Raw genomic sequence first — 19,097 nt, 5'->3', positions numbered from 1 at the left:
CGGCGCGGTCCTCACCCCAGCCCCTTCACCGCCTCCAGCACCTCGGCGGCATGGCCCTTCACCTTCACCTTGGGCCACACGCGCACGATCTTGCCGTCCGCATCGGCCAGGAAGGTCGCGCGCTCGATGCCCATATATTTGCGGCCATAAAGGCTCTTCTCGACCCAGGTGCCGAAGGCCTCGCACACGCTGCCATCGCCATCGGACGCCAGCGTGACGGCGAGGCTGTGCTTGTCGGCGAAGCGCTTGAGCTTGGCCGGCGCATCCTTGGAGACCGCGATCACCGGCACGCCCAGCGCGCCGAAATCACCGATCAGCCCGGTGAAGTCGATCGCTTCGGTGGTGCAACCCGGCGTATCGGCCTTGGGGTAGAAATAGACGACCAGCGGCTTGCCACGAAAATCCGCGAGCCGGATCGGCGCCTCGTCCGCACCGGTGAGAGTGACGTCGGGCAGGGTATCGCCTTGGCTCAGCATCATGTCGTTCCTTCCGATGGCGCCGCCTGGCCGGCCAGCGCGTTCCAGCTCGTGGCGATGATCTGCCGCGCGGCATCGATTCGGGCAAGCAGCTCGCCCCAGTCGCGGGCCCCGCAGGCCCGTGCGACCAGCCAGCGGCTCTCCTCCACAGGCTCGCTCGATTGCGGCGCGACGAGGCGAGCGACGACCAGATAGCGAGTCAGCAGGTCCGCCGCTTCGCGCAACGCGCCATCCAGCAGCCCGGCGGCGACCAGCCTCTCCAGCGCGACGTTGAGACTGGGCGAGAAGCCGGTGCGATGGGTGAGCTGCGTCACATGGATGAGGAATTCCAGATCGACGAGCCCGCCCGGCATCAGCTTCACGTCGAGCGGCCCGGCCGGCGGCTTGTGAGTGGCGATGTCGCGCCGCATCTTCACGGCCTGTGCGAGCAATTGCGCGGGGTCGCGTTCGACCATCAGCGTCTGCCGGACGATCTCGTCCAGCGCGGCACGGGCGCTGGGCGATCCGAACACCGGGCGGGCTCGGGTGAGCGCCAGATGCTCCCAGGTCCACGCCGCCTCGGCCTGATAGCGCGCGAAACTCTCGAAGCTGACCGCCAGCGGCCCCTGATTGCCCGAGGGGCGCAGCCGCGTGTCGACCTCATAGAGCGCGCCGGCGGCCGTCGGCACGGAGAGCGCGTTGATCACCCGCTGGGACAGGCGGTTATAATAAAGCGTCGCACCCAAAGGCCGGCGCCCATCCGATTCCGCGTTGAAATCGCCGCTGAACAGGAAGATCAGATCGAGGTCGGAGGCATGGGTGAGCAATCCGCCACCGAAGCGCCCGAGCGCCAGGATGGCCAGCTCGCTGCCCGGCACGCGGCCATGGGTTTGCTCGAACTCCGCCACGGCGGCTGCGGCGAGCACGTCCACCGCCGCCTCCGCCACCCGCGCATAGCCCCGCCCAACCTCGAGCGGATCGACTTCACGACTGACGATCTGCACGCCCAGCGCAAAGCGCCGCTCGCCCACCACATGGCGGACATGATCGAGCCGGTGCTGGAAGTCGTCGCCCGCATCATGCGTGCGCATCGTCTCGATGAGCGTCGGCACATCCGGCGGCAGATCGAGCGCGCTCTGGTCGATCAGCCCGTCGAACAGTGCCGCGCGCCGCCCCAGCGCATCGGCCAGCGTGGGCGCGTGCGAGAGGATCGTCACCAGCGTCTCGGCCAGTGCCGGGCGCGCGACCAGCAGGCGCAGCAGATTGACCGCCGTGGGCAGGCCTTCGATCACCTGATCCAGCTTGTTGAGCGCAGTCAGCGGCGCCGGCGCACGGGCGATCTGGCGCATCAGGCCGGGCAGCAACTCCTCCAGTGCCTCGCGCGCCGGGGCGCTGCGCAGCGGGCGCAGGCTGCCGTCCCGCCAGCGGGTGATGCGCGCGACGAAGGGCTCGGTCTCCTCGATGCCGATGTCCTCCAGACGCTGCGCCAGTGCGCGCGGCTCATCGGGCAGGCGATCATCGCCTTCCTCATCCTCGCCGACCAGCCCATCGAAAGTGAGGCCGGTCGCCTCGACATGCGGCCGCAATGCCGCGAGCAGCGCCGCGCCGTCGGCATAGCCGGCCAGCTGCGCGACATTCTCGAGCGCAGCCGGGCTTTCCGGGAGCATGTGCGTCTGCCGGTCATCGACCATCTGCAGGCGATGCTCGATCGTGCGGAGCATCACATAGGCCGCATCGAGCCGCGCGCGCTCGTCAGGCTTGATCAACCCCGCCTCGCCCAGCACGCGCAGCGCCGCGCGCGTGGCCGGTGCCCGCAGCGCGGGATTGCGCCCGCCCTGAATGAGCTGGTGCGCCTGCGCGAAGAACTCCACCTCGCGGATGCCGCCGCGCCCGCGCTTCAAGTCGAAGCCGGGGCCGAAGCGCTGACCACTGGCGTAGTGCGCGCGGATACGCCGCGAAACATCGCTGATCGCCCGGATCGCACCGAAATCCAGACTGCGCCGCCAGACGAACGGCCGGATCGTGCTGAGGAATTCCTCGCCCAGCGCGATGTCGCCGGCCGCCGCGCGGGCGCGCACGAACGCCGCTTGCTCCCAGCCGACCGCCGCGCTCTCATAATAGCTGATCGCCGCTTCGACCGGCAGGATGATCGGCGAAACCTCGGGCGACGGGCGCAGCCGCAGGTCGACCCGGAAGACATAGCCGTCCCCGGTCCGCTCGGTAAGCAGCGCCACCATCCGCCGCGCCAGCCGCAGCGCTGCTTCCTGCGGCTCTTCCTTACCGCGCGTCGGGATCGTTTCAGGGTCGAAGATCAGGATCGGGTCGATGTCCGAACTGTAATTCAGCTCCCGGCTGCCATGCTTGCCCAGCGCGATCACCGCGATGCCGCGCGGCGCCTCATCCGGGTAGCGCTCGGCAAAGGCCGCGTTCAGCGCCGTTTCGATGGCTTCGTCGGCAAAGTCGGAGAGCCGCCGGGTGACGATATCCAGATCCCAGAGTCCGGCCAGATCGGCAATCGCTGCCACCAGCGCGAGCGCGCTGCGCCGCACCCGCAGACGCCGATCCACCGCCGCATCGGGCTCCAACGCCCGCCCGGCCGCCCATGCAGCCTCCGCATCCCCCTGAAGCAGCAGTGCAACCAGCTCGGGATAGACATCGATCTGCCGCGCCAGAAACGGCGAATGCGCCCGCGCGCGGGCGAGGGCATCGGTAATAGGGGTGGTGGTCAGGCTCTCCATTGCCGCCTCTTAGCGGCAGGAGGGTTGGGCGGGAAGAGTGGGTGGGCGTGACGCGAGCACACCTCAAGCGTCATCGGCAAGCAAGGTCGCGAAATCCTGCCCGCCATAGAAAATACCGAGAACGGTGACGCTCACGCCGATGGCCGAATAAGCAATCGTCACCCGCCTCCGGAAAGCGATCGTGCGCAGACCAGGGCGAAGGTCGTCGCGCGGTGTCCCGCGGTGGGGGAAATCGGCGAGCTTCTCGCAATGCTCGACAATGGCTCCGACGTAGCGACTGGCGATATCGGCGGACGCTTCGCGAGCAATATAGCGGAACAAGGAGATCAGTTGCGCTTCGGCTTCCGGCGCAAAACTGACCACGCTTTGCATTCGATCAGGACGTGGCGGCGCGTTCTGCGGCCAGCGCGGCCTTCACGTCCGCCGGAGACCGCGCGCGGCGCGGGTCAGCCTGCATCGCATCATAGGTCCGCGCGACGTCTTCACGCAGCCAGGCCTCCACAGCCTGCTCTCGCGCCTGAAGAGCTCGCAGCCCATCCCGGATCACTTCACTTTCGCTGGCATATTCACCCGACGCGACCCGCGCCTTGACCTGCGCCGCCATATCGATGGGCAATGTCACGCTCAGTTGCTGCGTAGATCGCATGGTAAGCTCCTGCGGGACGAACCAGTAGGATTTAATCCTATCATATGCGCATTTCAATCCCGCGGTGAGGATTGGGAGGGCTAAACCGCCACCTCGCGCCATTCTCCCGGTGCCAGTCCGTCCAGCGTCCAGTCCCCCACTTGCCAGCGCACCAGCCGCAAGGTGGGGTGGCCGACCGCTGCGGTCATCCGGCGAACCTGGCGGTTACGGCCTTCGCTGATGGTGAGGCGCAGCCAGCAATCGGGCACGCTCTTGCGCACGCGGATCGGCGGATCGCGCTCCCAGAGGTCCGGCGGGGCGATGCAGTCGGCCTGCGCGGGGCGGGTCATGCCGTCGTTGAGCATGACGCCGCGCCGCAAGCGCTCGAGCGCCGGCTCGTCCGGCTCGCCTTCCACCTGCACCAGATAGGATTTGGGCGTCTTGTAGCGGGGGTCGGAGATGCGCGCCTGCAAGCGGCCATCATCGGTGAGCAGCAGCAGTCCCTCGCTGTCACGGTCCAGCCGCCCGGCGGGATAAACGCCTGGCACGTCGATATAGGCCGAGAGAGTCGGTCGTGGCGACGGCGAGCGCGCATCGGTGAACTGCGGCAGTACCCCATAGGGCTTATTGAAGAGGAGGAGCCGCGCCATCGTCCGCTTAATCCTCCGGATCGAGGGTGACGCTGCCCTGACTGGCCAGCGCTGCGATCAGCGCCAGCACCGCCGCATCCGGGGTCTTCACCGGCACGTCATCCCCTGCGCAGAGCTGCTCGGCGAAGCGCGCCGCCTCCCCCGCGCAGGCAAACGCCTCGCCGTCCACGAACAGCGTCAAGGCATCCGCCCCGTCACGGACAAACACGAACCGGCTGGCCGGATTGCGTCGCACCGGCAAGCCGTCGTTCAACGCCTCCTGCACATCCTCCACCAGCACCGGCGCCTCGGGGCGCCAGTCTGCCTGCGGATATTTGGGCGTGCTGCTCGCCTGCCCGAACCAGCGTGCGAAGCCGACCCGATCCGCCAGCGCCTGCGTCGCCAGATCGTGCAGCCGGGCTAGCGCCTCGGGCGTGATCTCGCCAGGATTGGCCTGTGGCGGCAGGCCGGGGTCGGCATAACGGTCATCCTCGGCCAGCCCCTCGGCGACATGCGCGCTCCAGTCCTCGATCAGGTCGCGCTGGGAGGGTGCGCGAAAACCGATGGAATAGGTCATGCAATCCGGCCCGACCGCCACGCCATCATGAGAGACACCCGGCGGCAGATACAGGATGTCGCCCGGCTCCAGCAGCCATTCCTGCGTCGGCACAAAGTCCGCAAGCAACCGCAGGTCGTCATGGGGGCGCAGTGGGGTCGACTCGTCGCACAGCCCGCCGATCTGCCAGCGCCTTTTGCCCGCGCCCTGAATCAGAAACACGTCATATTGGTCGAAATGCGGCCCGACGCCCCCGCCGTCCGTGGCGTAGCTCACCATCACATCGTCCATCCGCCAATTGGGGATGAAGCGGAAGGGCGCCATCAGCGCGGCCACCTCTTCGACGTAATGATCGACCGCCTGCACCAGCAGCGTCCATGGCGCATCGCCGAGCGCGCCAAAGCGCGCCTCGTCCAGCGGTCCGTGCTCGACGGCCCAGTCGGTGCCGGCCTGGGTGATCAGCCGCGATTCCACCTCATCTTCGCAGGCGAGGCCGGCGAGATCGTCCGGCTCCAGCGGGTTGATCCACTGGCTCCACGGATTGCGGATGAGCAGCGGCTTGCGCTGCCAATACTCCCGCAGGAACAGGTCGATGTCGAAATCGGCGAGCTGCAAGGGCGCGCTCAAAACGCCTTGCTCGCATAATCGGCGCGGAAGCGGCTCGCGAACTCGGTGAGCCGCCCGGCGGCGATCGCATCCCTCAGCCCCGCCATCAGCGCCTGATAGAAATGGAGATTGTGCTGCGTCATCAGCATCGCGCCCAGCATCTCGCCGGCCTTGACCAGATGATGCAGATAGGCGCGGCTGACGCTGCCGCAGACCGGGCAGGTGCAGCGCGCATCGAGCGGTGTCGGATCCTCGGCAAAGCGCGCATTGCGGATGTTGAGCGGCCCGGCCCAAGTGAAGGCCTGCCCGTTGCGCCCGGAGCGGGTCGGCAGCACGCAATCGAACATGTCGATGCCGCGCTCGACCGCACCGACAATATCGTCCGGCTTGCCGACGCCCATCAGATAGCGCGGCTTCTCGACCGGCAGATGGCCCACGCAATGGTCGAGGCAGGCGAACATCGCCTCCTGCCCCTCGCCCACCGCGAGGCCGCCGACCGCATAGCCATCGAAGCCGATCTCCACGAGCGCCTGCGCGGACTGCTTGCGCAGTTCCTCATCGAGCGCGCCCTGCTGGATGCCGAACAGCGCCGCCCGCGCGGCATGGTCTCCGCCCGCATCGAAGCCCGCACGCGAGCGCGCCGCCCAGCGCATCGAGCGCTCCATGGCCTGTGCCTGCGCATCGCGGCTGGTGGTCGTCGGCACCAACTCGTCAAAGCACATCACGATATCGCTGCCGAGCAGCCGCTGGATTTCCATCGATCGCTCGGGGCTGAGCATATGGCGCGAGCCATCGATATGGCTGGCAAAGGCGACGCCCTGCTCGGTGACCTTGGTGAGCGCAGACAGGCTCATCACCTGATAGCCGCCGCTATCGGTGAGGATCGGCCGCTCCCAGCCGGAGAGCGCATGCAGCCCGCCCAGCGCCGCCACCCGCTCCGCACCGGGTCGCAGCATCAGGTGATAGGTATTGCCGAGTATGATATCCGCACCCGCCGCGCGCACTTCCGCCGGACGCATCGCCTTGACGGTCGCCGCCGTGCCGACCGGCATGAAGGCCGGCGTGCGGATCACGCCGCGCTTCATGACGATCTCGCCGGTGCGGGCCTTGCCCTGCGTGGCCTGAACGTTGAAGGCGAACCGCGCCGACTGCGGATCGGCGGGCACGCGGAAGGGCGGGGGAGTATGCGGGGCGCTGTCGCTCATGCCCGCGCCATAGCGCGCCACGGCCGCATTGACACCCCCCCGGCGGGCGACGTGTGTCAAGCCAAGAGGATATAGCGAACACCCTTCACCCTTCTCCCCTTGAGGGAGAAGGATACGCAGCCTTGCCGCCTTCTGGCGGCTAGGCGGAGTTGGATGAGGGGTGGCGGATCTCTGATCCGCGCGATCCTGGGGATCGCTCACCCCTCTCCCAGCTTCGACTAAGGCAGCAGGCTGCCAAGTCTGCGCATCCCTCTCCCTCAAGGGGAGAGGGCATGAAACCCACCGGCAACCTTCCTTCACCGCCGTCAGATAATCCCGCAAAAATTCCATCTGGACCGCCCGCGCACCCGCGCTAAAGTCCGCGCCAGCCGAGGAGCCCACAAGGCCCCGGACCAATCGCCTGCCCCATGCTGCCCGGGGGGGGCATCATCGGGAGAGATCAGTGGCAGAGTTCGACATGATTGATGCAACGGCCTGGGCGGCCATGCTGCTCGGGGCCTTTACGCTGGCTGCCGCCATCGGCGCGCTGCGCAAGCCCGGCCTGTGGCAGACGATGGTCAAGGAGATCGAGCAGTCGCCTGCCCTGCAACTGCTTTGCGGGCTGGTGGAGCTGATCCTCGGGGCAGCGGTCTATCTCGCCAATCCCTGGATTCCGGCGGATATCCTCACCTGCATCATGAAGGCCATTGGCGGCATCATGATGATCGAGGCGCTGGTCGTGCTCGCCTTCTCGGACCTCTACTTCCACTTCTGGCTGCGCAATTTGGCAAACATGCAGCGTATCTGGGTGGCGCTGACGCTGGTCTGCGGGCTGGCCCTCACCGTGGCGGGACTGATGCGGCTCAACTGACCGCGCACGGCATGCTGCATGATGCCGGAAGGACGCAGGCGGACAGGATTGTCGACGCAGAGACGGGCGTGATCGGCGCGGCGGGAGCCTTCTGCCTCCTGCGGCGTTGCACGGATCAGCCTCTTGTCGGAGTTTCAACTTGCGCCCTTTCCCCTCCCTATCCCCTTGTCTTCTCGCCATTCTGGCCGTCGCACCCGCTTTGTCGGCACCCGCCCTCGGCCAGACCACAACGGCGGCAAGCGAAGCTGCCGAGCAGCGTGAAGCCGCACGCGCCCGCGCGGGGGACCGGCTGACCATCGGCCTGGGCGCCGCAGTGATCCCGGAATATGAGGGCGCCAACGGCACCAGCATCACGCCGGTGCCCGGTGCGGTCGGCAAGCTGGGCGGTCTCAACTTCCTGTATGTCGGCAATCGCGCCAGCATCGATCTGATCAACGATGGCGGCTCGCGCTGGGATTTCCAGCTCGGTCCGGTCGCCACCATCGGCCTCAACCGCACCAATGTCGACAAGATCGACGACGAGCGCATCCGCGCGCTCGGCAAGGTCGGCACCTCGGTCGAGCTCGGCGGCTATGCCGGCATTGCCCGCTGGGGCCTCATTACCAGCAATTATGACCGCCTCTCCGCGACGGTCACCGCGCGCAAGGACGTCGCGGGCGCCCATGGCGGCACGATCATCACCCCCTCGGTCAGCTACATGACACCGCTGAGCACCAAGAGCCTCGCGGTCGTGTCCTTCAGCGCCAATCATGTCGATGGCGATTATGCCGGCACCTATTTCTCGATCACCCCCGCACAGAGCGCTGCCAGCACCCTGCCCGTTTACAACGCCGGCAGCGGCTGGAAGGACTGGACTCTCGCAGCTGCCGGCAACATCGCCCTGACAGGAGACCTCTCGGGCGGCCTCTCGCTGGTCGGTGGCGTCGCCTATACCCGCCTGCTCGGCGACATCGCCGACAGCCCTGTGGTCCGCCTCGCCGGATCGCGCAACCAGTGGATGTTCGGCGCGGGACTGGCCTACACATTTTGACGAAATGGCGGCGCGCCGGTACGCCGGTGCGCCATGGAACGTTGGACCCAAGCGCTTTTCACGCACTCATCGACCCGAGAGGCTATTCTCGAACACCGTTTTCTTGCGGCAATAGGGAGTCAGCTTTGGGAGGAAGGCGAATTCGACCTCGCTGTCTCGCATAGCGAGGTCGACAATGCCGGGCATGACGTGATCATCGAAGCGCGCGGGGTAGTGAGGCACATTCAGCTCAAGGCGCTCCATGCGGCCGGGCGTGCTCGCCATTTTCCTGTTCAAAAGCGCCTGGAGGATAAACCTTCAGGTTGCGTCGTTCTTATGCGTCATGATCTCAGAACGCTGATGATCACTGGATATGGCTTCTACGGAGGCATGCCCGGCGAAAAAATGCCTAGCTTGGATGGAAAGATCGTCAAGCACAGCAAGGCAGATGCAAAAGGGAACAAAGCCCGACGCCCGGGCTTGCATCTGCTGCCAGTTTCCCGCTTCCAACCGGCCCCGGACGCGCAATCTCTGACGCGACTGCTCTTCGGCGAGCCCGGTTTACAGCTTGGCCCCGTCGACAAAGCAGGGTAAGGATAGCCCTTCCCCGGGGAGCCTGCTGACTGGCTGAGAGGGATGGGTAGCGCCATCCGACCCGTTGAACCTGAACCGGCTCGTACCGGCGGAGGGAGCGGAGCGTGGCCAGTCTTGCCACCCTCATTCCCTTAGCCACAGGCGGGCCGGCCCTTGAGAGGAGGGTGGCGGCGATGATGACGGGCAGCGTGCTCACCCTGCAACTGGCGCAGGTGCTGGGGCTTTATCTCATTCTCATCGGCCTTGCCGGCCTCTCCGCGCCGCAACGCTGGCGGGCGCTGCTGGATGATTTCGACCGCGCGCCCGGGCTGGTGCTGCTCGCCGGTGCGGTGACCTTCGCCATCGGGGCGGCCCTCGTGCTCGCCCACAGCAGTCTGACCGATCCGCTCGCGACCCTCGTCACGCTGTTTGGCTGGGGTGCGCTCATCAAGGGCGCGCTGCTGATCGCCGTGCCGGGGCCAGTGCTGCGCATCGGCCGCGCGGTCTCCTCCGCGACCGCGACCCGCATCTGGGCGATCGCCGGGATCGTCCTTGGTCTCCTGCTCGGCATCGCCGGGCTCACCGGCCGTGCCGGTTTCCTCTGATTCCTCCGTTCACAGAAAGGCTTATCCCCATGGCTGACATCCCCGCAAAGGCCGAGATCGGCGTGACCACCGGACCCATTCGTGGCAGCCGCAAGATCCATGTCGGCCCGCACCGCGTGGCGATGCGCGAGATTCACCTCGAGCCCAGCTCCGGCGAGCCGCCGGTGCGCGTGTATGACACCTCCGGCCCCTATACGGACCCGGACGCGCGGATCGACATCATGGCCGGCCTTCCCGCCCTGCGCCGCGACTGGATTCTCGGGCGCGGCGATGTCGAGGCCTATGATGGCCGCGCGGTGAAGCCGGAAGACAACGGCCAGCTCGGCCCGGATCGCTCCGGCGGTGTCCGCCCCTTCCCCAATGTCGTCAAGCGACCGCTGCGCGCCAAGGCTGGCGCCAATGTCTCCCAGATGCATTATGCCCGGCGCGGAATCATCACGCCCGAGATGGAATATGTTGCCGAGCGCGAAAATCTCGGCCGCGCCCGCCTCGCCGAATATGTCCGCGATGGCGAGAGCTTCGGCGCCAGCATCCCCGATTATGTGACGCCCGAGTTCGTGCGCGATGAGGTGGCGCGCGGCCGCGCCATCATCCCCAACAACATCAACCACCCCGAGAGCGAGCCGATGGCGATCGGTCGCAACTTCCTGGTGAAGATCAACGCGAACATCGGCAACAGCGCCGTCGCCAGCGACGTGGCGAGCGAGGTCGACAAGATGGTCTGGTCGATCCGCTGGGGCGCGGACACGGTGATGGACCTCTCCACCGGCCGCAACATCCACGACACGCGCGAGTGGATCATCCGCAATTCGCCCGTCCCCATCGGCACCGTGCCCATCTATCAGGCGCTGGAGAAGGTCGGTGGCATCGCCGAGGACCTGACCTGGGAGATCTTCCGCGATACGCTCATCGAACAGGCCGAGCAGGGCGTGGATTATTTCACCATCCATGCCGGTGTGCGCCTGGCCTATATTCCGATGACCGCCAAGCGCGTTACCGGCATCGTCTCGCGCGGCGGATCGATCATGGCGAAATGGTGCCTCGCGCACCACAAGGAGAGCTTCCTCTACGAGCATTTCGACGAGATTACGGAGATCATGAAGGCCTATGACATCGCCTACAGCCTTGGCGATGGCCTGCGCCCCGGCTCCATCGCCGATGCCAATGACGAAGCGCAGTTCTCCGAGCTCTACACGCTGGGCGAGCTGACCCACCGCGCCTGGAAGCAGGATGTGCAGGTGATGATCGAAGGGCCGGGCCATGTGCCCATGCACAAGATCAAGGAGAATATGGAAAAGCAGCTGCAGGTCTGCGGCGAGGCGCCCTTCTATACCCTCGGCCCCCTCACCACGGACATTGCGCCGGGCTATGACCACATCACCAGCGGCATCGGCGCCGCGCAGATCGGCTGGTATGGCACGGCGATGCTCTGCTACGTCACGCCCAAGGAGCATCTCGGCCTGCCCGACCGCGACGATGTGAAGGTGGGCGTGGTGACCTACAAGCTCGCCGCCCACGCCGCCGATCTCGCTAAGGGCCACCCGGCCGCCAAGGTCCGCGACGATGCGCTGAGCCGCGCCCGCTTCGAGTTCCGCTGGCGCGACCAGTTCAACCTCAGCCTCGATCCCGAAACCGCCGAACAATATCACGACCAGACCCTGCCCGCAGAAGGCGCCAAGACCGCGCACTTCTGCTCCATGTGCGGCCCGAAATTCTGCTCGATGAAGATCACGCAGGAAGTGCGCGACTTCGCCGGCAAGCAGAATCAGGGCGTGGAAGGCTTCATCGCCACCGGGCCGAGCGGCGCGGAGACGGCGGCTGCGAGCAAGGCCGCGGCGCTCAAGGGGATGGAAGAGATGAGCAAGGTGTTCCGCGAGACGGGGAGCGAGCTGTATATGGGCGCTGGCGGACGGGAGCGGGATTGAAGCTGCCTTTCCAGTCTTAACAGACTCCCCTCTAGATTCTTGACGTTGCGTTTGCGTTGTCGCTAGATGAGTTTTTGACAACCAACCGCTTGCAAATCCGAGTCGTGCGCGCTATCAGGTGCGCATGGCACGAACTGTGCGTGATCTCCTTGAAAAGCATGAAGCCGATTTGATTGCGCGGCTGGCAAGTCTGCGCGCGGAAATTATTCCTCTCGAAAGAGAACTAGCAGAGGTGAGACGGGCACGGAGTGCGGTGTCCTTAATCGACTATGGACCCGAGCAGCCCCAACTTACCTTTGGCGCCAATAGCGACAAAGAGGTTGAGCAACGGCTGGAGACGACAAGGCCCGACTTCAGTCCTCGTCGATCGCCTTATGACAGGCTCACGATCAAACAACTGGTCCTAAAAGCTCTTTCGGAGCAGTTTGAGCGCGGTGCCACGGCCGGCGAGCTACTAGAGTTTTTTGCGGATGCCTATGGTCGCCATGAGATCGTTCGCACAAGTCTCAGCCCACAACTTTCCCGCCTCAAACTCGACGGAAAAATTATTCTGATCGATCAAAAGTGGTCTCTATCGACCGCCCGTAATCGAGATGTCGAAACAAAATCACCTGCTTCAAGAAAAACGGCGACCAGTCAATGACCGGCCGCCGCCCTAACTCCCAGCGACATGCAACGCCCCGTCGAAAAGGTTTGCGTGCCGCCTTCCCGAAGGAAAGGAGGTGCGTCATGTGGAATATGGCCCGGATCATAACGGTTGGTTAAGACCGGGCCGTGCCACACGGTGCGGCCCTTCGTTATCTTATCAAAAGCAAGATAGAAAGGGCCACGAACATGGCCAAGGTATCGGCATTTTATTCAGCGAAGATTGGCACTCGAGTGCATCACAACGACAACAAATGCACCGAGGGGAATAACATTGAGAGCTATAACCGCCGTAACGGCACTGGCGGGCATCCACTTTGTGAGCACTGCAAGCGCCTGTAAAATTTACCCTCTCGACATAATTCAGGGGGATGCGGCGTGTTACGTCGCATCCCTCAATAATGATACCGGCACTGCGCCACTTGTAGCGTCTGGTCCTTCCCGCTCCCCGCCACCCGATACACCAGCCGATGCTCATGGTTGAGCCGCCGCGACCACCAGCCTGACAAATTGCCACCCAACGGCTCAGGCTTGCCGGTGCCTTTGAAGGGATGTCGCCGGCATTCCTCGATCAGCCCGTTGAGCTTCTCGGACATTTTGGGGTCATGGTCCTGCCAATGGCGATAATCTTCCCACGCCGTCGGCCAGAACGTCACGTTCACGGGAGTGGCACGCCCTCGTTATCAACACCGGCACCGCCCGCCTCGAAGCCCCGCACGGCTTCCAGCAAGCGCTCGGCATTTTTGGGCGAACTCAGCAGGTACAGTGTTTCCTCGATCGACGCCCATTCGCTCGCGGAGATCAGCACCGCTCCTTCACCACGCTGACGCGTGATGGCCAGCGGTGCGCGATCCGCAACGACCTTGTCGATCATCGACTTCAAATTCTCGCGCGCTTCGGAATAGGATACAGCCTGCATATCCTGAATATGGACAGAGCTTTGTACAATGTCAATTGCGTCACCATTCCCGGCACGGACCGTATGACCACCCCCATCGATCTCCCCATCCGCGCCCGCCGCGCCGCCTTCAATCGCGCCATTGCCGATGGCGACGCGCAGGCCATCGGCGCGATCCTGGGCAAGGACTGCGTGATGATCACCGGCACGGATAGCGCCGTCATCGCCGGGCGGGCCGCTCAACTGAAGGTGTGGCAGCGCGAGTTCGCCTCGCCCAGCCGGCTCGTCTATGAGCGCATCCCCGCCGCCATCACCGTCTCGCCGGTCGAGCCGATCGCGCTGGAGCAGGGGGAATGGCGGGGTGTGGCGCGGGAGAGTGGCGCGCTGGCGGCCTCGGGCATTTACACCGCCAAGTGGCGCGAGGTCGCCGGGCAGTGGGTGATCGAGGCGGAGATTTTCGTCACGCTGGCCTGAGCCGGGCGTGCGCCGCCCGTGCGCCGCGCACGGCTCTGTCCTCCGCGCCCGCCATGCGCTAGGGGATGGCTCCCCTTCCCCGCAACCCGTAGGAGCCGGCATGGCCGATCTGTATCTCAAGGCGCTGGAATCCGAGCGCAAGGCCCTGTGGGCGACCTGCCGCTTGAAAGGCCTGCCGCGCGACACGCCCGAGCGGGAGCGGATCGCGGCGATCGATGCGGACATTGCCGCGCACAAGGCCAAGCAGGCGGGCGGGAAGCCAGCCGGTGCCAAGGCCCCCGCCAAATCTGCCGGCGCGAAGAAGGGCGGCGTGGGCAGCGCGCGCTAGGGCTTGCGCGCGGCGCCGGTCCGCCAGGGCCAGTCGGTCACGCCGCTCGCCCACAACGCCCACCAGATGATCACCGGTTGCAGCGCCAGCCGGGGCGCATGATACCACCAGCCCAGATGCGTGCCGCCGATGGCGATGTCACCCAGCGCATGGTTGAGGTTCGCCGGCCAGACGCACAGCGCATAGAGCGCGAGGCCGATGCCCGCCGCGCGGCGCAGCGGCGGGATCATCAGGCCGAGCGCCCCGGCGATCTCGGCGAGGCCCGTCAGCATCACCACCTGCGCCGGCCAGGGCACCCAGTCCGGCGTGATGGCGATGAAGCCGGCCGGCGTGCGCAGATGCGCAGTGCCGGCGACCAGATACGCCGCCGCCAGCACCCACCGTGCCGCGCGTCGTCGCCAGGAGGTGGGCATCGCGCGCCTGACCTTAGCTGTTCCGCATATTCTCCAGCCCCTTGACCACGCCGGTCTTCTGGCTGGGCTGGGACGCATTCTGCTTGGGCGGCTTTTCCGCCTTCGGCTTGCGGACTTCCTTGTTCGACTTTTTCTGGCCCTTGGCCATTGGCGTTCCTCTCGGGGTCGCGAGCGCATCAGCCCGCAGCGCGCATCCTACGCCTGTCGCCCTGCAAAAGCGCGTTTATTCGCGGATCGCCTGTCCGTCGGACGATCACCCCCAGCGCACCGCCGCCATGCGCGTATCGAACGCCGCGCCCGGTACTGCTATTGGAGCCGCCGCCGCACGGGCATCGGCCGCCTTCCACGCCTTCTCATGGAAGAAGAACGCCACCGCGTTCACCGCTGGCTCGATGAGCGCGATGCCGCCAGCCAGTGCCAGCGATCCGGTGAGCAGATATGCCACCGTGAACCCGACGGTCAGGTGAACGGCCAGATAGGTCAGCGTCTTGGTCAGGTCACGGGGCATGGCAGTCCTCAATCTCATTCCGCGCGCCGGGCACGGCAGCGGGGTGGCTGATCATTTATTGAGAACCGCTCGCAAATTCCAATCGATTGATCCGCTTACAGTGATGGATCGGGCGTGTGCTCCACCCCTTTCCTCCCGAATATCACCCGCACCGTATCGGCTTCCTGGGTCTGAGCGGTGACGGCGGGCGACGTCCTACCGGAATCGGGCCGCGGGCCATTCGCAGGCACCGCGGCCTTCCGCGGCTTTTGACCGTCCCGCGCATAGAGCTTGCGGATGATCGCCCGCACATCGGCAGGACTGTCCCCGCTCGTCACCTCCACATAACCGATGCCCGCGCGGCGCAGGGCTTCCTTTTTCACCGCGTCGCGCGCGGCAGCCGCGCCCTGATGGTGGCCCGTGCCCTGAAATTCCACCGCGTGAAGCGGCCGGCAATCCCGGTCGACAATCAGCAGATCGACCCGCTTGGCATTGATGGCGCGGAACGCCTCATGATCCCGGCTGCCCAGAATCTCGCCGAGCGACACTTGCCCCATCGCCCGCCAGCCCGGCGCATCCTCGGCCAGCGCCCGGTCGATATGGGCGAGCAGCCGTCGCTCCGGCTTGTTGAGGAGGGCGCGGGGGAAGAAGGATGCGTTCATCACCGTGCGGAGCTGGTCGGCCGCGTCCGGTCCATCACGCAGGCCCGCCCGGGGACTATCCTGCACCCCCATGCCGGCATGATAGGCCCGCCGCGCATTGCGCTTTTCCCACCATGCGCGACGCTTGGCACGGCTCGCTTTCTCGAGAGACCGCTCGATCACCATGCCGAACAGCGCGCCGGCAAGCAGCAGCATGAAGAGCAGCCACGGCTTGTCGATCAGTGCGAGAATTTCCTGTGGCATCAGCATCACCCGGCAAGTGCGGTCAGCGCAAGTCGCTTCCGACTCGACCTGTCACTAACAGCATGAAGTTAATGGGTGTTTGAACGTGGGCGACGCTCCCACCTGCCGCTCGCATCGCAAAGCGCTTGCCCGCAAAGCATAGCGGGCGCAGAGGGGAGGCATGATCGACGCCGCCACTCTCAACATCGTTCGGGCGCTGCCCCTCGCGCTGCTGCTCGCCGGTTGCCAGTCGCATGGCGATGAGCCCAATGTGCCGGGGAATCGCGACGACAACCGCCCTTATTCGGAGATTGCGGCGAACGAGACCGTGCGCTTCACCGGCACTGAGCCGTTCTGGGGTGGTCAGGTCGTCGGCAAGACGCTGGTCTATGAAACGCCCGAGACGCCCAAGGGCGAGCGGGTCGCGGTGGAGCGGTTCGATGGGCGCGGCGGCCTCTCATGGAGCGGCACGCTGAACGCGGCGCCCTTCACGATGACGTTGACGCCGGGCGATTGTTCGGACGGCATGTCCGACCGCACTTATCCGTTCGTGGCCACGCTCCAGATCGGCGATGCGCTGCGCTCGGGCTGCGCCTGGTCCGATGCCCATCCCTTCAAGGGCGATGCGGCGCCCTGAGCCGGACGCCGGCTTTATTGCTCAACCACCTCAACCTCGACCGTCTGACTGTTCATGATGACCGGGCCGAAGGAAGTCAGGAAGGCCACGTCCGCCGCATCCCGGCCGATGCCGATCTTGGCCATCTCCCCTTCCGTGGCCATGCCGGTCGCATCGACCAGATGCCAGCTGCCATCCAGGAAGACCTCGGCAACGGCGTGGAAATCCTGCGGGGTGACATTGGGCGCATAAACGCTGGCGAAGCGGGCGGGGATGCAGGAGGCGCGGGCGAGCGCGATCACCATATGGGCGAAATCGCGGCACACGCCCTGCCGGCGCACGAAGGTCTGCAGCGCCGTCGTTTCGGGCGTGCTCACGCCGGGCAGGTAATGGAAATGTCCGCTGACATAATCCCGGATCGCGGCGATGCGCTGCCCGCCCTGCAGATCGCCGAACGTCTCGCCGACGAAGCTGATGAACTGGCTGCCCGGGCAATAATGAGAATCGAGCAGATACTGCACGGCCTCGCCCGGCAGCATGTGCGGCGGCAGCGCTTCCAGCCCGCTCACATCGGCCAGCAGGCGGTGGATCTCCACCGTCGCATGATAATCGGCCTTCAACTGCCCCTGCGCGCGCATCAGCACGCGCTCGCCGATATGATCGTGCGCGGCGACACGGGCGAAATGATCGAGCACGCTCAGGTCCAGCCGGGCATCGGACACCGTCTGCTCGGGCAGATGCGCCGCTTCGATATGGAGGATGAGATCGGTCGGCTGGGGCAGCGCATAATCGATCGCGGCATGGATACGCAGTTTCATCCCCGCGCAACGTGCGGGCGGCATATTGGTGGCGGGGGGCGCTCTAAAAAAGACATCGTGCATCGCGGACAGCCGCATTTCACCCTTGTCGTCCCTCGCGCGCCTGCCTAGCGTCCGATCGTGGGGGAGATGAATAGCAATGCCGATCAAACTGTTAGCATGGGCCGCACTGTTCTTTGCGACCATGGCACCGCCTGCGCAGGCGGCCTGGCTGGAAGCCTCCAGCGAGAATTTCGTCATCTATGCCGACCAGAAGCCGGAGGAGATCAAACAATTCTCCGACCAGCTCGAACGCTTCCACCACGCCATGGGCTATGTGCTCTCGGTTGAGATGGAGCCGCCCAGCCCGTCCAACCGCGTGACCGTCTATGTCGTGCGCAGCGACAAGGACGTGCGCAGGCTGCAGGGCGGCGACAGCAAATATACCTACGCGTTCTACGTGCCGCGCGCGGGGGATGCCTTCGCCATCGTTCCCCGGGTGAAGACCAGCAACACCACGCTCGATATGCCGATGCTCGCGCTGCTGCACGAATATGCGCACCATTATCTGATCTCGACCAGCAGCTACGGCATGCCGCTCTGGTTTTCGGAAGGCGCCGCCGAGTTCTTCGCCTCTGCCCAATTCCGCAAGAACGGCAATGTCGGCTTGGGGATGCCCGCCAGGCACCGCGCCGGCGACCTGATGTACGGCGATGTCATCCCCGTCGCGCAAATCCTCAATTCGGGCCATTATCCGAAATCCGCCTCCCAGGGCGCTGCCTTCTATGGGCGGAGCTGGCTGCTTTATCATTACCTCACGTTCAGCAAGGAGCGTCCCGGGCAACTGGCGATCTATCTGCGCCTGCTGCGCAGTGGCAAAAGCCTCACGGACGCGGCGACAGGCGCCTTTGGCGATCTCAATGCCCTGCAGCGGGATCTGGACAAATATCTGGGGCAGAGCCGGATGACCTATCTGGAGCTCCCTGCCGCCACACTCAAGCCCGGCCCTGTCTCGGTCCGCGCGCTGAGTGAGGGCGAAGCGGCGGCCATGCCGCTGCGGATCGAGCTCAAGAACCGTCCCTCGCCCGAGGAGCTGGAGACGCTGGTGGCGGACTTGCGTGCTCTCGCGCCGCGCTATCCGAACGATGCCGCGCTGCACGCCACGCTGGCCGAAGCCGAGCTGGAAGCGGGTCATGAGGATGCCGCCCTCGCCGCTGCCAACACCGCCCTCGAGCTCGATGACCGGCAGGTGAGCGCCTATCTGGCGAAAGGAAGGGCGCTGTTCCGCAAGGCGGAATCCGCCCCGGACGCCAGCGCGGCCTATGCCGAAGCGCGACGCCCGTTCATCGAGCTCAACAGGTTCGAGAACAATCATCCGCTGCCCCTGCAATATTTCTACCGCAGCTTCCTTGAGCAGGGCCGGCGCCCGACGGAGAATGCGGTGGCCGGGCTGGAGCGCGCTGTGGTGCTGGCGCCGTTCGACCAAAATCTCCGCACGATGCTGGTGATGCAGCTGCTGCGGGATCAGCGCTATAATGACGCGCTGATCAACCTTGGCCCGCTGGCGTTCGATCCGCACGGCGGCCCCAGCGCGACGTGGGCACAGAGCCTGCGCGATCGCATCGAGGCGCATGACCGCAGCCAGCCGCTCGATGTGGACGCCTTGCTGCAGGACCTCGCAGCGGCGCAGGCCGACGATGCCGGAGATGAGGGCGGCGAGAATATCAGGGGAAATTGAGCCCCCCACCGTCACCCCGGGCTTAACCCGGGGTCCAGCTT

The 19,097-nt window shown here is 65.7% G+C and carries 24 protein-coding genes and 1 riboswitch; of the genes, 10 read left to right on the top strand and 14 right to left on the bottom strand.

What is annotated here, in order from left to right:
• Positions 1-11 precede the first annotated feature (11 nt).
• The 7 genes from bcp to tgt all read right to left on the bottom strand — a co-directional run bounded on the left by bcp (position 12) and on the right by tgt (position 6,814).
• Complete coding sequence (gene bcp / locus M2341_RS03800) at positions 12-476, bottom strand: thioredoxin-dependent thiol peroxidase (protein ID WP_264585983.1); 465 nt, start codon at positions 474-476, stop codon at positions 12-14.
• Positions 476-3,193 (bottom strand): bifunctional [glutamine synthetase] adenylyltransferase/[glutamine synthetase]-adenylyl-L-tyrosine phosphorylase, encoded by a 2,718-nt coding sequence (locus tag M2341_RS03795; protein WP_264584281.1) that lies wholly within the window; start codon positions 3,191-3,193, stop codon positions 476-478. The genes bcp and M2341_RS03795 overlap by 1 nt, the downstream gene beginning before the upstream one ends.
• 63 nt (positions 3,194-3,256) lie before the next feature.
• Positions 3,257-3,565 (bottom strand): type II toxin-antitoxin system RelE/ParE family toxin, encoded by a 309-nt coding sequence (locus M2341_RS03790; protein ID WP_264584280.1) that lies wholly within the window; start codon positions 3,563-3,565, stop codon positions 3,257-3,259.
• A 4-nt stretch (positions 3,566-3,569) separates the two neighbouring features.
• Positions 3,570-3,839 (bottom strand): type II toxin-antitoxin system ParD family antitoxin, encoded by a 270-nt coding sequence (locus M2341_RS03785; protein ID WP_264584279.1) that lies wholly within the window; start codon positions 3,837-3,839, stop codon positions 3,570-3,572.
• 80 nt (positions 3,840-3,919) lie between these two features.
• Positions 3,920-4,468, bottom strand: coding sequence for a pseudouridine synthase (locus M2341_RS03780; protein ID WP_264584278.1), 549 nt, complete (start codon positions 4,466-4,468; stop codon positions 3,920-3,922).
• A gap of 7 nt (positions 4,469-4,475) precedes the next feature.
• Positions 4,476-5,618, bottom strand: coding sequence for a cupin domain-containing protein (locus M2341_RS03775; RefSeq protein WP_264585982.1), 1,143 nt, complete (start codon positions 5,616-5,618; stop codon positions 4,476-4,478).
• An 8-nt stretch (positions 5,619-5,626) separates the two neighbouring features.
• The gene (gene tgt / locus M2341_RS03770) at positions 5,627-6,814 is read right to left on the bottom strand and encodes a tRNA guanosine(34) transglycosylase Tgt (RefSeq protein WP_264584277.1); all 1,188 of its coding nucleotides are present in this window, start codon (positions 6,812-6,814) and stop codon (positions 5,627-5,629) included.
• A 457-nt stretch (positions 6,815-7,271) separates the two neighbouring features.
• Here tgt and M2341_RS03765 point away from each other — a divergent pair, with 457 nt between their 5' ends.
• From M2341_RS03765 to M2341_RS03740, 6 genes are all read left to right on the top strand, one after another.
• On the top strand, positions 7,272-7,664 hold the full coding sequence (locus tag M2341_RS03765; RefSeq protein ID WP_264572030.1) for a hypothetical protein: 393 nt from the start codon (positions 7,272-7,274) through the stop codon (positions 7,662-7,664).
• Between the two features lie 199 nt (positions 7,665-7,863).
• Positions 7,864-8,694 carry a MipA/OmpV family protein gene (locus M2341_RS03760; RefSeq protein ID WP_264584276.1) on the top strand — a complete coding sequence of 277 codons (831 nt, stop codon included), beginning with the start codon at positions 7,864-7,866 and terminating at the stop codon, positions 8,692-8,694.
• Between the two features lie 33 nt (positions 8,695-8,727).
• Positions 8,728-9,267 carry a hypothetical protein gene (locus M2341_RS03755; protein WP_264584275.1) on the top strand — a complete coding sequence of 180 codons (540 nt, stop codon included), beginning with the start codon at positions 8,728-8,730 and terminating at the stop codon, positions 9,265-9,267.
• Between the two features lie 4 nt (positions 9,268-9,271).
• A riboswitch (TPP riboswitch) is annotated at positions 9,272-9,382 on the top strand.
• A 58-nt stretch (positions 9,383-9,440) separates the two neighbouring features.
• A complete protein-coding gene (locus tag M2341_RS03750; protein WP_264584274.1) occupies positions 9,441-9,851 on the top strand; it encodes a DUF2065 domain-containing protein in 411 nt (136 codons plus the stop codon).
• Between the two features lie 29 nt (positions 9,852-9,880).
• A complete protein-coding gene (gene thiC / locus M2341_RS03745) occupies positions 9,881-11,776 on the top strand; it encodes a phosphomethylpyrimidine synthase ThiC (RefSeq protein ID WP_264584273.1) in 1,896 nt (631 codons plus the stop codon).
• Between the two features lie 124 nt (positions 11,777-11,900).
• Complete coding sequence (locus M2341_RS03740; RefSeq protein WP_264584272.1) at positions 11,901-12,419, top strand: hypothetical protein; 519 nt, start codon at positions 11,901-11,903, stop codon at positions 12,417-12,419.
• A 397-nt stretch (positions 12,420-12,816) separates the two neighbouring features.
• Here the strand turns inward: M2341_RS03740 and M2341_RS03735 are convergent, their stop codons facing one another.
• Positions 12,817-13,083 carry a Txe/YoeB family addiction module toxin gene (locus M2341_RS03735; protein WP_264574446.1) on the bottom strand — a complete coding sequence of 89 codons (267 nt, stop codon included), beginning with the start codon at positions 13,081-13,083 and terminating at the stop codon, positions 12,817-12,819.
• Positions 13,080-13,340: a type II toxin-antitoxin system Phd/YefM family antitoxin gene (locus M2341_RS03730; protein WP_264576557.1), complete on the bottom strand. Its 261-nt coding sequence runs from the start codon at positions 13,338-13,340 to the stop codon at positions 13,080-13,082. The genes M2341_RS03735 and M2341_RS03730 overlap by 4 nt, the downstream gene beginning before the upstream one ends.
• Positions 13,341-13,403: 63 nt before the next feature.
• Between M2341_RS03730 and M2341_RS03725 the strand changes: the two genes are divergently transcribed.
• Both M2341_RS03725 and M2341_RS03720 read left to right on the top strand, forming a co-directional pair.
• Complete coding sequence (locus M2341_RS03725; protein ID WP_264585981.1) at positions 13,404-13,793, top strand: nuclear transport factor 2 family protein; 390 nt, start codon at positions 13,404-13,406, stop codon at positions 13,791-13,793.
• A 100-nt stretch (positions 13,794-13,893) separates the two neighbouring features.
• Positions 13,894-14,121: a hypothetical protein gene (locus M2341_RS03720; protein ID WP_264584271.1), complete on the top strand. Its 228-nt coding sequence runs from the start codon at positions 13,894-13,896 to the stop codon at positions 14,119-14,121.
• On the opposite strand, the gene M2341_RS03715 is transcribed toward M2341_RS03720, so the two are convergent.
• The 4 genes from M2341_RS03715 to M2341_RS03700 form a co-directional block, all read right to left on the bottom strand.
• Positions 14,118-14,534 carry a DoxX family protein gene (locus M2341_RS03715; protein ID WP_181558707.1) on the bottom strand — a complete coding sequence of 139 codons (417 nt, stop codon included), beginning with the start codon at positions 14,532-14,534 and terminating at the stop codon, positions 14,118-14,120. The two genes, M2341_RS03720 and M2341_RS03715, sit on opposite strands and share 4 nt — an antisense overlap.
• A 13-nt stretch (positions 14,535-14,547) precedes the next feature.
• Positions 14,548-14,682, bottom strand: coding sequence for a hypothetical protein (locus M2341_RS03710; RefSeq protein WP_264572020.1), 135 nt, complete (start codon positions 14,680-14,682; stop codon positions 14,548-14,550).
• 105 nt (positions 14,683-14,787) lie between these two features.
• The gene (locus M2341_RS03705; protein WP_264584270.1) at positions 14,788-15,042 is read right to left on the bottom strand and encodes a DUF2061 domain-containing protein; all 255 of its coding nucleotides are present in this window, start codon (positions 15,040-15,042) and stop codon (positions 14,788-14,790) included.
• Between the two features lie 95 nt (positions 15,043-15,137).
• Positions 15,138-15,926 carry a DUF2726 domain-containing protein gene (locus M2341_RS03700; protein WP_264584269.1) on the bottom strand — a complete coding sequence of 263 codons (789 nt, stop codon included), beginning with the start codon at positions 15,924-15,926 and terminating at the stop codon, positions 15,138-15,140.
• A 160-nt stretch (positions 15,927-16,086) separates the two neighbouring features.
• Between M2341_RS03700 and M2341_RS03695 the strand changes: the two genes are divergently transcribed.
• The gene (locus M2341_RS03695) at positions 16,087-16,542 is read left to right on the top strand and encodes a COG3650 family protein (RefSeq protein WP_264584268.1); all 456 of its coding nucleotides are present in this window, start codon (positions 16,087-16,089) and stop codon (positions 16,540-16,542) included.
• 14 nt (positions 16,543-16,556) lie between these two features.
• Here M2341_RS03695 and M2341_RS03690 read toward each other — a convergent pair whose 3' ends face one another.
• Positions 16,557-17,339, bottom strand: a complete 783-nt coding sequence (locus M2341_RS03690) for a transglutaminase-like domain-containing protein (RefSeq protein WP_264576563.1) — start codon at positions 17,337-17,339, stop codon at positions 16,557-16,559.
• A gap of 139 nt (positions 17,340-17,478) precedes the next feature.
• On the opposite strand from M2341_RS03690, the gene M2341_RS03685 reads away from it, so the two are divergent.
• On the top strand, positions 17,479-19,056 hold the full coding sequence (locus tag M2341_RS03685; RefSeq protein ID WP_264584267.1) for a hypothetical protein: 1,578 nt from the start codon (positions 17,479-17,481) through the stop codon (positions 19,054-19,056).
• The last annotated feature ends 41 nt before the right edge of the window (positions 19,057-19,097 follow it).

This window comes from Sphingobium sp. B7D2B (genome assembly GCF_025961895.1).
GTDB lineage: Bacteria > Pseudomonadota > Alphaproteobacteria > Sphingomonadales > Sphingomonadaceae > Sphingobium.
The sequence above is the reverse complement of the archived record's forward strand: the minus strand, read 5'-3'. Positions and strand labels throughout refer to the sequence as shown.

Coding starts and splice junctions, on each gene's coding strand:
- bcp (WP_264585983.1), bottom strand. CDS start 476: ATGCTGAGCCAAGGCGATACCCTGCCCGACGTCACTCTCACCGGTGCG.
- M2341_RS03795 (WP_264584281.1), bottom strand. CDS start 3,193: ATGGAGAGCCTGACCACCACCCCTATTACCGATGCCCTCGCCCGCGCG.
- M2341_RS03790 (WP_264584280.1), bottom strand. CDS start 3,565: ATGCAAAGCGTGGTCAGTTTTGCGCCGGAAGCCGAAGCGCAACTGATC.
- M2341_RS03785 (WP_264584279.1), bottom strand. CDS start 3,839: ATGCGATCTACGCAGCAACTGAGCGTGACATTGCCCATCGATATGGCG.
- M2341_RS03780 (WP_264584278.1), bottom strand. CDS start 4,468: ATGGCGCGGCTCCTCCTCTTCAATAAGCCCTATGGGGTACTGCCGCAG.
- tgt (WP_264584277.1), bottom strand. CDS start 6,814: ATGAGCGACAGCGCCCCGCATACTCCCCCGCCCTTCCGCGTGCCCGCC.
- M2341_RS03765 (WP_264572030.1), top strand. CDS start 7,272: ATGATTGATGCAACGGCCTGGGCGGCCATGCTGCTCGGGGCCTTTACG.
- M2341_RS03755 (WP_264584275.1), top strand. CDS start 8,728: ATGGAACGTTGGACCCAAGCGCTTTTCACGCACTCATCGACCCGAGAG.
- M2341_RS03750 (WP_264584274.1), top strand. CDS start 9,441: ATGATGACGGGCAGCGTGCTCACCCTGCAACTGGCGCAGGTGCTGGGG.
- thiC (WP_264584273.1), top strand. CDS start 9,881: ATGGCTGACATCCCCGCAAAGGCCGAGATCGGCGTGACCACCGGACCC.
- M2341_RS03740 (WP_264584272.1), top strand. CDS start 11,901: ATGGCACGAACTGTGCGTGATCTCCTTGAAAAGCATGAAGCCGATTTG.
- M2341_RS03730 (WP_264576557.1), bottom strand. CDS start 13,340: ATGCAGGCTGTATCCTATTCCGAAGCGCGCGAGAATTTGAAGTCGATG.
- M2341_RS03725 (WP_264585981.1), top strand. CDS start 13,404: ATGACCACCCCCATCGATCTCCCCATCCGCGCCCGCCGCGCCGCCTTC.
- M2341_RS03720 (WP_264584271.1), top strand. CDS start 13,894: ATGGCCGATCTGTATCTCAAGGCGCTGGAATCCGAGCGCAAGGCCCTG.
- M2341_RS03715 (WP_181558707.1), bottom strand. CDS start 14,534: ATGCCCACCTCCTGGCGACGACGCGCGGCACGGTGGGTGCTGGCGGCG.
- M2341_RS03710 (WP_264572020.1), bottom strand. CDS start 14,682: ATGGCCAAGGGCCAGAAAAAGTCGAACAAGGAAGTCCGCAAGCCGAAG.
- M2341_RS03705 (WP_264584270.1), bottom strand. CDS start 15,042: ATGCCCCGTGACCTGACCAAGACGCTGACCTATCTGGCCGTTCACCTG.
- M2341_RS03700 (WP_264584269.1), bottom strand. CDS start 15,926: ATGCCACAGGAAATTCTCGCACTGATCGACAAGCCGTGGCTGCTCTTC.
- M2341_RS03695 (WP_264584268.1), top strand. CDS start 16,087: ATGATCGACGCCGCCACTCTCAACATCGTTCGGGCGCTGCCCCTCGCG.
- M2341_RS03690 (WP_264576563.1), bottom strand. CDS start 17,339: ATGAAACTGCGTATCCATGCCGCGATCGATTATGCGCTGCCCCAGCCG.
- M2341_RS03685 (WP_264584267.1), top strand. CDS start 17,479: ATGCCGATCAAACTGTTAGCATGGGCCGCACTGTTCTTTGCGACCATG.